Source organism: Thiomicrorhabdus heinhorstiae, from assembly GCF_013391765.2.
Lineage (GTDB): Bacteria > Pseudomonadota > Gammaproteobacteria > Thiomicrospirales > Thiomicrospiraceae > Thiomicrorhabdus > Thiomicrorhabdus heinhorstiae.
On record NZ_JACBGI020000026.1, the window covers coordinates 25747 to 37557 of the forward strand.

13 protein-coding genes are annotated in these 11811 nt (G+C 49.1%); 7 read left to right on the forward strand and 6 right to left on the reverse strand.

Annotation, left to right across the window (positions count from 1 at the left end; genetic code table 11):
- Positions 1 to 101: 101 nt before the first annotated feature.
- Together H8792_RS10420 and H8792_RS10425 are read right to left on the reverse strand one after the other, a co-directional pair.
- Positions 102 to 317, reverse strand: coding sequence for a hypothetical protein (locus H8792_RS10420; protein WP_185978902.1), 216 nt, complete (start codon positions 315 to 317; stop codon positions 102 to 104).
- A gap of 172 nt (positions 318 to 489) precedes the next feature.
- Positions 490 to 1386, reverse strand: a complete 897-nt coding sequence (locus H8792_RS10425) for a YicC/YloC family endoribonuclease (RefSeq protein WP_185978903.1) — start codon at positions 1384 to 1386, stop codon at positions 490 to 492.
- Positions 1387 to 1472: 86 nt separating this feature from the next.
- On the opposite strand from H8792_RS10425, the gene rph reads away from it, so the two are divergent.
- Genes rph through H8792_RS10450 form a run of 5 tightly spaced genes read left to right on the forward strand, consistent with a single transcriptional unit; the run spans position 1473 to position 6456 of the window.
- On the forward strand, positions 1473 to 2207 hold the full coding sequence (gene rph, locus H8792_RS10430) for a ribonuclease PH (RefSeq protein WP_185978904.1): 735 nt from the start codon (positions 1473 to 1475) through the stop codon (positions 2205 to 2207).
- Positions 2204 to 2815: an RdgB/HAM1 family non-canonical purine NTP pyrophosphatase gene (gene rdgB, locus H8792_RS10435; RefSeq protein WP_185978905.1), complete on the forward strand. Its 612-nt coding sequence runs from the start codon at positions 2204 to 2206 to the stop codon at positions 2813 to 2815. The genes rph and rdgB overlap by 4 nt, the downstream gene beginning before the upstream one ends.
- A gap of 4 nt (positions 2816 to 2819) precedes the next feature.
- Entirely contained in the window at positions 2820 to 4070 is a 1251-nt protein-coding gene (locus tag H8792_RS10440) for a multidrug effflux MFS transporter (RefSeq protein ID WP_185978906.1), read from the forward strand.
- Positions 4067 to 5230 (forward strand): radical SAM family heme chaperone HemW, encoded by a 1164-nt coding sequence (hemW, locus tag H8792_RS10445; RefSeq protein WP_185978907.1) that lies wholly within the window; start codon positions 4067 to 4069, stop codon positions 5228 to 5230. Before H8792_RS10440 ends, hemW begins: the two co-directional genes overlap by 4 nt.
- A 38-nt stretch (positions 5231 to 5268) precedes the next feature.
- Complete coding sequence (locus H8792_RS10450) at positions 5269 to 6456, forward strand: AsmA family protein (protein ID WP_267463334.1); 1188 nt, start codon at positions 5269 to 5271, stop codon at positions 6454 to 6456.
- Here the strand turns inward: H8792_RS10450 and trmB are convergent.
- Positions 6415 to 7131, reverse strand: a complete 717-nt coding sequence (gene trmB, locus H8792_RS10455; protein ID WP_185978909.1) for a tRNA (guanosine(46)-N7)-methyltransferase TrmB — start codon at positions 7129 to 7131, stop codon at positions 6415 to 6417. The two genes, H8792_RS10450 and trmB, sit on opposite strands and share 42 nt — an antisense overlap.
- A gap of 134 nt (positions 7132 to 7265) precedes the next feature.
- On the opposite strand from trmB, the gene mutY reads away from it, so the two are divergent.
- Both mutY and H8792_RS10465 read left to right on the forward strand, forming a co-directional pair.
- The gene (mutY, locus tag H8792_RS10460) at positions 7266 to 8360 is read left to right on the forward strand and encodes an A/G-specific adenine glycosylase (protein ID WP_185978910.1); all 1095 of its coding nucleotides are present in this window, start codon (positions 7266 to 7268) and stop codon (positions 8358 to 8360) included.
- 35 nt (positions 8361 to 8395) lie between these two features.
- Positions 8396 to 8665, forward strand: a complete 270-nt coding sequence (locus H8792_RS10465; protein ID WP_185978911.1) for an oxidative damage protection protein — start codon at positions 8396 to 8398, stop codon at positions 8663 to 8665.
- Positions 8666 to 8779: 114 nt separating this feature from the next.
- Here H8792_RS10465 and H8792_RS10470 read toward each other — a convergent pair whose 3' ends face one another.
- From H8792_RS10470 to H8792_RS10480, 3 genes are all read right to left on the reverse strand, one after another.
- Complete coding sequence (locus H8792_RS10470; protein WP_228767079.1) at positions 8780 to 9412, reverse strand: rhodanese-like domain-containing protein; 633 nt, start codon at positions 9410 to 9412, stop codon at positions 8780 to 8782.
- A 222-nt stretch (positions 9413 to 9634) separates the two neighbouring features.
- Positions 9635 to 10699: a uroporphyrinogen decarboxylase gene (gene hemE, locus H8792_RS10475; protein WP_185978912.1), complete on the reverse strand. Its 1065-nt coding sequence runs from the start codon at positions 10697 to 10699 to the stop codon at positions 9635 to 9637.
- 127 nt (positions 10700 to 10826) lie between these two features.
- Positions 10827 to 11633 carry a thermonuclease family protein gene (locus H8792_RS10480; RefSeq protein WP_185978913.1) on the reverse strand — a complete coding sequence of 269 codons (807 nt, stop codon included), beginning with the start codon at positions 11631 to 11633 and terminating at the stop codon, positions 10827 to 10829.
- Positions 11634 to 11811: the final 178 nt, after the last annotated feature.

Here is an 11811-nt window from a genome sequence, read left to right on the forward strand (position 1 = left end):
AAAAACACGCCGTTTTTTCATTTGAAAAACGACGTGTATTAAACCATCGCCAAATCCATCTCCCAAATGGTTTTGGCGATGACCCTCCCGGTAGGTGCCGATTAGGAATTTTTTCTGTAGCGACCGGTTTTGATGTCGCTCCACATGCACATCAGGTTTCCACCAACGATGAAAATAATCGCCAATGCTACGCCGATCAAGCCGATAGCGACCTGTACAGATTGTGGAAGGATACCTGACCAGATACCTAGCAGGATAAGTAGAGGAGCAACAACGGTTACCACCAATACCAATAACATTTTGACCAAGTTGTTCATGATATTTGCCTCAGCTAAAAAACAAGGGGTGTTATATAACACGCCAAACTATACTGCTGTTGCTGGTAAATTTCAATAAGTAAAGCTTGATTTACATCAAGTATTTACCTGTTAAAAGTGTGGGAATTATTGTCCTGCGGCCGGACAAATTCAGGTCGCCGTCAGCCGAATCCTACTCGATGTTCTGGATCTGTTCGCGCATCTGTTCGATCAGAACTTTGATCTCCACGCCGGTTTGCGAAATTTGCGGGTCGATCGATTTTGATCCGAGGGTGTTGGCTTCACGATTAAGTTCCTGCATTAAAAAATCCAATCGACGGCCAACCGGCTGGTCGGATTCCAAAGTCAGGTGTACCTCTTTAATGTGCGCTTGCAGACGATCCAGTTCTTCCTGAATATCCGCTTTTTGCGCCAGAATGGCGACTTCTTGGTAGAAGCGGTTTTCGTCGAAATTGGCGCACAACTGCTCGATTTTGTTTTTCAGTTTGTCGGTATGTCGCGTCAAAATATCGGGTATCAGCGGAATGAGCTCCGCAACCAGGCGGTTTAAAGTATCGAGTTTGTCGAGGATAATCCGTTTTAATTCCTGACCTTCGCGACCGCGGTGCTGATCAAGTTGATCGATAGCATCTTCAAGACTGTTTAAAAGCTGTTGGGATAACGAATCGGATAGACTGTCTTCTTCCAGCAGGATTCCCGGCCATTTCAGCAATTCCAAAGGGTTGATTTCCCCAATATTAAGCCTATTTTTGCGCAGTTGCACAATCACTTGGCTGATTTCGTGCAGTTGGGCGTGATTCAGATGCAGGTTCTGCGTTAAAGCATTACCGTCGAGGTTGAGGAAGACTTCGATTTTGCCGCGCTGAAAATGCTGCTTCAAGCGGCTGCGAATATCGCTTTCCAGAGATCTCAGGGTATCGGGCAGTTTGCAGTAGATTTCTAAGTAACGCTGGTTTACGCTGCGCAGTTCCCAGCTGTAAGGTAAGGGGTTGTCCGATAGGCTAAGAGAGTCCTGCAAGCGTGCGAAGGCTGTCATGCTTTTGAGTGAGGTTGCCGTTTCTGAGGACATGGTCGCTTCCTTATCAACCACCCTTTCGAGGGTTTCGTTTATAATGCATGTCATTTTACAAGGTTCAAATAAAAAGGAAAATCAAGATGCAGAGACCGAGCGGAAGAAAACCGGAAGAGATGCGTTCAGTACGCCTGACCAAACACTTTACCAAACATGCCGAGGGATCGGTGCTGGTCGAGTTTGGCGACACCAAGGTCATCTGTACCGCTACGGTTGAAGAAACGGTTCCTTCTTTCTTGCGCGGTAAGTCGCAAGGGTGGGTGACGGCCGAGTACGGGATGTTGCCGCGCTCGACCGGAACTCGCATGCGCCGTGAAGCTTCGGCAGGTAAGCAGGGCGGTCGTACTCAGGAAATTCAGCGTTTGATCGGCCGTTCTCTGCGTGCGGCGGTGGATCTGAAAAAGCTCGGCGAGCGTTCGATCTATATCGATTGCGATGTGATTCAGGCTGACGGCGGTACCCGTACTGCGTCGATTACCGGCGGTTTCGTGGCCATGGCGATGGCAATCAACGGATTGCTGGCGGAAGGTTTGTTGAAAGAAAACCCGATTCTGCATTTTGTGGCTTCGGTTTCCGTTGGTGTTTATGAAGGTGAGCCGGTCCTGGATTTGGATTATTTGGAAGATTCAAGTGCGCACACCGATATGAATCTGGTGATGGACGAGAGCGGTCGCTTTGTCGAGGTGCAGGGAACCGCCGAAGGCGTGCCTTACACCATGCATGAATTACAGGCGATGCTGGCTCTGGGTCAGGCGGGAATTTCCAAGTTGATCGACATTCAAAAAGCGGCCTTAAACGCAGAGAAGAGTGAAGCATGAGCCAGACGAAGCGGTTGGTTTTAGCCACCGGCAATGCGGGCAAGCTCAGGGAAATGAGCGAAATCCTCCAGCCGCTCGGTTGGGATGTTCTGGCACAAAAAGATTTTTTTAGTGACGAAGTCGATGAAACCGGTTTGAGCTTTATCGAGAATGCCATTCTTAAGGCACGTTTTGCTTCCGAGAAAACCGGCTTGCCGGCGATTGCCGATGACTCCGGAATTGAAGTCAGTGCTTTGAAAGGGCGTCCGGGTATTTATTCGGCGCGCTATTCCGCCGATGAATTTGGTGATGCGGCAAATGACGAAACCAATCTGCAGAAATTGCTGCAAGAGATGCTGGGGCAGGAAAATCGCAATGCGAGTTATTATTGCGCGATGGTGTATGTCGAACATGCCGAAGACCCGACGCCGGTGATCGGTTTGGGACGCTGGTACGGTGAAATCCTGAACGAAAAACTCGGTGACGGCGGTTTTGGTTATGATCCGATTTTTTGGGTCGAGGAATTGCAGAAATCGGCCGCTCAGTTGGCTAAAGAAGAGAAGAACCGTATCAGTCACCGCGCTCAGGCATTAAACGCTTTGACAATGCAATTGAGACGAGGCGCTTGAAGCGATGAACTCTATTTCCGAAGCCGAGCGCCGCGGATTATCCCCTGTCTGGCTGGTGGTGCTGGTGGCACTGATCAGTATGCTGGCACCGTTTTCGATCGACACCTATTTGCCATCTTTCCCGGCGATTGAAGCGGATCTGGGCGTTAGCCGCGAGTGGCTGACGCAAAGTCTGTCGATCTATCTCGGCTGTTTTGCTTTGGCGACACTGGTTTGGGGGCCTCTGGCAGATCGTTTCGGCAGACGTAAAGTTATCCTGCTCAGTATGGGCGGTTATCTGCTGTCCGCTTTGCTATGTGCCTTGGCAACCGATTACTACTGGCTGTTGATCGGGCGCGCTTTGCAAGGATTGATGGCGGCGGGAAGCGTGGTTGCCAGCCGGGCGATGATTCGCGACTATTTTCAGGGTGCCGAAGCGCAGAAAGCGATTGCCCTGGTGATGATGCTGTTTACGGTAGCGCCGGCGATTGCACCGATTATCGGCGGCTGGTTGGAAGTGCACAGCGGCTGGCGTTCGGTATTCTATTTTCTAGGGGCCTATGCTTTGCTGATCGGTCTGTTCTTCTCGATCAAAATTCCCGAAACCCAGCATCCGCATACCGTCCAGTCGATTCGCCCTGCTGATCTGCTTAAATCCTATGCGCACAGCCTGCTGCATCCGGTGTTTTTGCGTTTGGTGATTTTGCAGGGTTTGCTAATCGGCGGGTTCTTTGTCTACGTTGCTTCGTCGGCCAGTCTGATTTTTGATCACTTGCATTTGCAGGAGGAGGATTTTTGGATTTTCTTCGTGCCGGTCGTGTCCGGTATTCTGGTCGGCTCGATGCTGTCGCACCGTTTCTCGCATCTCTGGAGTGCTAAAACACTGGTTACGGTTGCTTTAGGATTGGGAGTCACCGCCATTACGGTGAATCTGCTATTGGAAGGTCTGGTCGAACCGGGCACTTTCTGGGTTATTGCACCTTTGGTGCTTTATTCGATCGGATTTGCTTTGGCTAATCCGGGTTTGAGTATCCTCTCGCTGGATTGTTTGCCGAATAAGCGCGGCATGGCGGCTTCGATTCAAAGTCTGTTTCAGATGGGCACCGCGGGTATGGTTTCGGCGCTTGTCGTGCCTTACGTTCACCACAGCCTGTTTTTAATGGCGTTGGCGCAAGCTCTGATGCTGAGCGTCGGAGTGTTGTTATGGCTCAGTGTCTGGCGACATAAGGTGTTTGTCGAGCTTAATCGTCGTCAGCAAGAGGAAAGCGTTCAGTGAATTTCATTCAACCTCTGCCACTTAGCCTGTATGTACACTTTCCATGGTGTATCGAAAAGTGTCCCTACTGTGATTTCAACTCGCATAAGGCTAAGCCGGATATGGATGAAGCGGCTTATTTGCAGGCGATGATCAAACAGCTGGAAATGACTTTGCCGTTAATTTGGGGGCGACCGATCACTTCGATCTTTTTCGGCGGCGGTACGCCGAGCCTGATTTCGGAAGCCGGTTTGCAGGGCTTTATGTCGGAGCTAAGGGCGTTATTGGGATTCGGTCCGGACATTGAAATAACTCTTGAAGCCAACCCTGGAACCGTCGATTACCGCAAATTTGCCGGTTTTTACGATGCCGGGATCAATCGTCTGTCGATGGGAGTGCAGAGTTTCGATGACGAAAAATTGAAGGCGCTGGGTCGCATTCACTCTTCGAATGAAGCGATGAAAGCGTATGAGGCGGCGCGTAAAGCCGGTTTCGGCAATATTAACCTGGATTTGATGTTTGCTTTACCGCAACAAAGTGTGCAGCAGGCGATCGACGATGTACAGCGGGCGATTCAGCTGGCGCCGGAACACCTGTCGCATTATCAATTGACGCTGGAACCGAATACGCCGTTTTATAAGCAGCCGCCGATATTGCCGGATCAGGACTCGGCCTGGACTATGCAGGAAGCCTGCCAGGCGTTGATTGCCGATGCCGGTTATCGGCACTATGAAGTGTCCGCCTATGCGCAGGTGGGACGTCAGGCTCGACACAATATGAATTACTGGCAGTTTGGCGACTATATCGGACTGGGTGCCGGTGCACACGGTAAATTGACTCTACCAGCCGAAGGCAAGGTGCTGCGCACCCAGATGCCGGCTTCTCCGGGCGGTTATATACAGATGATCGCTTCGGGACAGAGCGGCAGGATGCATGAACCGGATGCCGAAGATCTGCGTTTTGAATTCATGCTGAATGCGCTACGTCTTCAGGATGGGTTTGAGTTGTCATTATTTGAGTTTCGTACCGGTCTGCCGTTAGCCTCAATTGAGGAGCGTTTGCAAGAAATGGAAATGAAAGGCTGGCTGCTTGCTGAACCTTTGCAGAAAGGGCATTTGCAGTTAAGCGAGCTTGGTAAACGCTATTTAAATGATATGGTCGAACTTTTTCTGGAAGATTAAGTTGCCGACAAGTGTGAATTTAGGGTAAAACGGAATCTATGCGACGTCTGTTTTTTTGGTTAGAAAGAAGCTTATTGATATTGGTGATTTTACCGATCGTAGCTTTTTTGTCTTTTTCCGCCGCGGTCAGCTGGATGGACTTTAACCGCTACAAACCGGATATTGAAGCTGAAGTGAAGCAGATCACCGGCCGCGATTTGAAAATCAGCGGTTCGATCGATGTTTCCATTTTGCCGTTGCGTTTGAATATTGGTCAGGCCGCTTTAAGAAATCCTCCGGGCTTTAAAGAGGAGAATCTGCTGTCGGTCAAACAGGCGCGAATTGAATTTTCTCTGGTCGACTGGTTGTTGAGTCGAAACATCCATGTGCTAAGTCTTGAACTGGTCGCTCCGAAATTGAACCTGATTCGCTCCGAAGAGGGTAATAACTGGCAGGACCTTCCCTGGTTAAGCCGTTTGCTGCAAGGCGGTGTCGGAAGAAGTCTTGCCGTCTTCTATCCGGCACGAGAAAGTGCCTCTTTGCAGTATGCGGTGGCCCGCAGTTCCGGTTCGGTACAAGAACCGATAGACCACCTGCAAGGTTTGAGTTTCGACAGTTTAATGGTGCGTAACGGTCGTTTCAGGGTGTTTGACGAGCGGCATGGTTTCGAAGCGAAAATCGATAAAATCGATCTATTGTCGTTTGACGCTCGAATCGGTCAGCCGTTCGATATCACCATGAGTTTCAACTACAGCAATAGCTTGTCGCCGCGTTCGTTGGATTTCCGTATCAATAGCCGCCTGCAGATCAACAACCGTTTTTACGAATGGCAATTCGAAGATTGGGACGGTATGTTCAAAATCCACCTGCCGGAAGATTATCGGGTACCGGATGTGCGCCTGACCACCTCCGGAAAATACCTGTTTTTAGATACGCTTAATCAGAGTCTGGCGGGTAAAGAAGTTTCAGTCAAAGCTTTGGAAAGTGACTTGAATATGGATTTTGCCGGGCAATGGGGGGCTTTGACCGATCTGCGCGGTACTTTAAACGCCAAAAATTTGAAGTTCTCCCAGTGGTCGGAGCAACTCGGTGTCCCGCTGGAGATGCGCAAGGAAATCGATAAAGACAAGGTTATTAACGGCGATTTTGCCTGGCAGTGGGACGGCAATAAACTGGAAGTGAGTCGATTGCCGAAATCCGAGCCGTCAGATGTGCTCGAAAATAAGGTCCCAGACCCCGTGTCCTAAACGGTGGCCGCGTTGTTCGAACTTCGTCAAAGGGCGGTAGTCAGGACGCGGAGTGAATTTACCCTGTCCGCTGACATTGCGGAAGTTGGTCGCCGCATTCATTATTTCCATCATATGCTCGGCATAGTTTTCCCAGTCGGTTGCCATGTGGAATTGACCGCCGATTTTTAAATGACTTGCCAGAACCTGAACAAATTGCGGTTGAACGATACGTCGCTTGTGGTGGCGTTTTTTGTGCCATGGGTCCGGGAAAAAAAGGTAGACGCCGGCCAAAGAATCTTTGGGAATGCACTGTTCCAAAACTTCGATCGCATCGTGGTTAAAGACTCGGACATTGCTCAGCTCTTTTTCTTCGATCAGCTTCAGCAGTGCGCCGACACCCGGCCGATGCACTTCAATACCGATATAATTGTTATCAGGATTGGCTTCGGCCATTTCCGCGAGACTTTTTCCCATGCCGAAACCGATTTCGACGATGGTCGGCGCTTCTTTGCCGAATACTTGCGTGAAGTCCAGCATACCGTGTTCAATCGTCAGGCCGAATTCTGACCAGTGATCGTCAAGTGCTTTCTGTTGCGATGCCGTTAAACGTCCCTGACGCAAGACAAAGCTTTTGATGCGTCTGGAAAAGGTATTTTCGTTTGTGGATTCGCTGGAAGTGTTTGAATCGTGCATAGGATGTCTTATCATTCAGTGTCGATTATTGGATCGATTAATTAGGCTTGAAATTCGAGCATAGTATAACGGAATTTACTGGCGATCAGGTTATTTAAAGCATTTTGGCCTGCCGTCAATTTTAGATAAATACAATGAAACAACCGTCAAATGCAGCGTCTTTCGCTGAAAAGCTATTAAAGTGGTTCGATCAATATGGTCGGCACGATCTGCCCTGGCAGGAAAACAAAACCGCTTATCGGGTCTGGGTGTCGGAGATCATGCTGCAGCAAACCCAGGTTAAAACCGTCATTCCTTATTATCAGAAGTTTATGCAGCGTTTTCCGACTTTGCAGGATTTAGCAAATGCTGAGCAGGATGAAGTTCTGTCGCATTGGGCCGGATTGGGTTATTACGCCCGCGGTCGGAACCTGCATAAAGCGGCGCAAGTTATTCAAGCGCAACATAAAGGTGAATTCCCGCAAACTCTTGACGAGATGGTTGCACTGCCCGGCATCGGTCGCTCGACTGCCGGCGCGATTCTGTCGATTGCTCACGGAAAGCGATATGCGATATTGGATGGTAATGTTAAACGCGTCTTGGCACGTTACTATGCGATTGAGCGCTGGCCGGGCGAAAAAGCGGTGGAAACCGATCTATGGTTAAAGGCGGAAGCCTTAACGCCTTCAGCGCGTTTTGGTGACTACACCCAGGCAATGATGGATTTGGGTGCGACGCTTTGTACACGCAGTAAACCGTTGTGCAATGGCTGTCCGCTTAAAGATGGCTGCGCTGCTTTTGCACAGCAAATGGTGGCAGATTTACCGGTGCGCAAACCGAAAAAAGATAAACCGGCTAAAGAGGCATTTTTACTGGTTTTGCGTGATGATGCCAATCACCTCTGGTTGGAGCAGCGCCCGCAAAACGGTATCTGGGGTGGTTTATGGGCCTTTCCCCAATTGCATAATTGGCAGGAATGCGAGGAAATTGCACAATCAAAGTTGGGTCGCGGCGCAAGTTTGCTAAAATGGGAAACATTCCGCCATACTTTTTCGCACTATCATTTGGATATCACGCCGGTGTATTGCGAAGCATCGCGCAAGAGCGATGTGGAAGAGGCGCAGCCGGACTATGCCGCTGCGGACTTGAACGAGTCGGGACTATGGATCGAATTGCAAGCCTTGCAAGAGGGGCGTTACGGATTACCGGCGCCGGTACAGACATTATTAGAACAGTTGCAGGCCTATTAGGATAAGGCTGCGACGGCTTGGTTAAGGAGTACAGCATGTCAAGAAAAGTACAATGCGTGAAAATGGGTGAAGAACTGGACGGTATGGATTTTCCGCCGTTTCCGGGAGAATTGGGTGAGAGAGTCTATAACAATGTTTCCAAGGAAGCCTGGAAGCAGTGGTTGGCGCAACAGACGATTCTGATTAACGAGTACCGTTTATCCAGTCTGGACCCGAAAGCACGTAGTTTCCTGATGGAAGAGATGCAGAAGTTCTTGTTCAGCGATGAAGACATCGATATGCCAGAAGAATTCAAGGCTTTGTAATCGCAATCAGGCTTTCGTGAAGATATTAGTCTGTTTGAACAGAAAAGACAAAAAACGCCGGAGTGAAAAATCAGTCCGGCGTTTTTTGTTGTACGAATCGATAAATACTGACGATTAATATTTCATCAGGAAAGTATTTTTAGTGTCGATTTTGTAAGTCCAGGAATCGGTCGGGTTGTTGACTTTCCAGCCTTTGCTCAGGCGCCAGCCTTTGCGCTCACCATCTTTAACTTTTCCGCCCTCAAAACCGTCAGTCATGATGTAAACATTTTTATAACCGTACTGATCCAGCATTTTTGCCGCCGGTTGCGCACGGGTTGCACCTGAACGACACATAATAACGTAGGTTGAATCTTTGTCAGCACCCAGGTCAAACAACTTTTCTTCGAATTCGGAAATGAAGTTTTCGTTCAGTTTGCTTGAGTAGCGAGGCTTCTTCGCATCGACGGCATCGTAGCGAAAGAAGACCGAAGGAATCATGATTTGCGCCATTGGCGTATAGCCGACGAATTGCCACTCTTCAGGGGTACGCACGTCCACCAGAATAACGCTGTCGTCTTCTTTCATCCATTTATAGGTGTTGGCCGCATCGATATACAATTCTTGAGGAGAATGGCGGTCAGCCTGTGTAGGAGCAGGAGTCGCCCATTTGCTTGGCTCTACAGCCGAGACTGATGAAGAGAAGGCCATGGTTGCTGTGATGGCAGTTCCTAATACGGCTTGAGAAACAACTTTAGAAAATTTCATTTATAACTCCAGGTTATGTATTGATAAGTAAAATTGATTTAAGCATGGAGTAGAAGAATAACAGATGAAAATTTATTTTCAACCGGGTTGTTTGTAGGGTTGAAAGGTGGTGTTTCGGCTTTTTCTTCGGGCCGAAACAAAAAAAACGCCCGATCGGTTTTCCTAATCGAGCGTTTTCTTGTTTTCGCTGCTAAGCAAAAAATAGCGTGCTTGCAGAGCTTTTTATGAATGGTACTGAGGGCTCAGTTCTACTACGGCTTTAATAAAGGCTTCAGCGTGTTCCGGTTTTACTTCCGGGTGGATACCGTGGCCTAGGTTGAATACATGACCTGAACCCGTGCCGAATTTTTCCAGAATATAGGCGACTTCCTGGCGGATACGTTCCGGAGAAGCGTACAGGATGCTCGGATCCATGTTTCCCTGCAATGCGACCTGATCACCAACGCGGGCGCGCGCTTCGTCGATATCGGTGGTCCAATCCAGACCAAGCGCATCGCAGCCTGTTTCCGCCATGGCTTCCAGCCACTGGCCGCCGCCTTTGGTGAAAAGAATGACCGGAACTTTACGGCCGTCGTTTTCGCGTTTCAGACCGTCAACGATCTTGTGCATATAGCGTAGTGAAAATTCTTTATAGTCGCGTGGTGTCAGAACGCCGCCCCAGGTGTCGAAAATCTGTACTGCTTGAGCGCCGGCTTCAATCTGTGCATTCAGATATGCAATGACCGAGTCGGCCAGAACATCCAGGATGTGGTGTAAAGTAGCCGGTTCATCGTACATCATCGCTTTAATGATCGAATAGGTTTTGCTGGAGCCACCTTCAACCATGTAAGTTGCCAGAGTCCAAGGGCTTCCGGAGAAGCCGATTAGCGGTACACGTCCATCCAGCGCTTTGCGGATGGTGCTGACGGCATCCATGACATAGCCCAAATCCGATCCCATATCCGGAACATACAGTTTTTTGGCATCCGCCATAGTGCGAACCGGCTTGTCGAAAACAGGGCCCTCACCGGTTTCGAAACGCAGTCCAAGACCCATTGCATCCGGGATAGTCAGAATATCGGAGAACAGAATGGCGGCATCCAGAGGAAAGCGCTCAAGCGGTTGCAGGGTCACTTCACAGGCCAGTTCCTTATTGCGGCACAGATCCATAAACGAGCCGGCTTGTTTACGTGTTGCGCGGTATTCAGGAAGATAACGTCCTGCTTGACGCATCATCCATACCGGCGTGCGGTCTACCGGTTCTTTAAGTAAAGCGCGTAAAAAGCGATCGTTTTGTAGTGCTGCCATTCCTCGGCCCTTTATATTATTTGGTTATCGAATCGAAAATAAGGGGACTATTCTAGCCTAAAGGCATTGATTTAGAAAACTTTTCGAGCCCGAGAGTATGAACTTAGTTTTAAGACAGGACGCCTGTTCAAGGTGCAAAGACATCGAAAGCGAAGGGTTCTTCGACAATCATATACATCGCGGTTTTGTAGTGACTGACGAAACCTCTAACCTCGACGGTCTGTCCTTTTAGTTCCAATAGTTTTTGCCAGTCGAACTTTTCCCATGCACGTTTGGGGATGCGAATACCGGTGGTGTCGAAATTGACGATATAGTATTTATCGGATTTGAGAACCTTTTCGATTTTACCGCGGATAATGCGATAGCCTTCATCTTCGGCACGGATAACCTTGCTTTCGATAAGCGGGAAATGCTGATCGGGATACTGGGTCAGAAGGTCCCAGATCTGGTAACGGTTTTTGCGAGCCTGATTTTCGGCGGCTTTGTAGCAGCTTTGGTGTTTGAGATTATTTTGCTCGGCGGATCGCAGGGCGAAGCCGGCGGCAAGAATCCGTTCTTCAATATTGGTGCCGTCTTTAAAAAACAGATGCACCAGTTGGCGACCGAATTTGTCGACTTTGGTCTGGTCGTACTCGACACCGACTTCGTTTTTATGTTCTGCCAGCAGGCGATTCAGAAAATCCTGAGCCTGTTTTGCCAGAGGATCGGCAGGAGAAGTGAATTTTTGTTGTTTGGCGCGGCGTGGTGCGTAGATTCCCGCCAACCTCACTACTTTGCCTTGAATAATCAGGCGGTCTCCGCTTAAGGCTACTTCGGCGCGAGTCCATAGATCGATATGTGCGGCTTCGCAGTCAGAATCTGCGCTAACGCCCATTGAAGTGCCAGCGAGGATCGCGCTAAAGAGAATGCTATGCAGTAGGCGGCGAAAGGCCATAAAAACTCCTTTTAAATAAAGCCGGGTTGGATGGTTATAAGGTATCTATCGGCTTTTTAACAAATGAGTTTAAGCAATTATCCGGGAGGAAAAAAGAGGTGGAAAAGAAAAACGCGCCGAGAGTGAAACTCTGCGGCGCGTTTTTCGGGAAATCGAAATAAAGTTTTCGATTAACGAC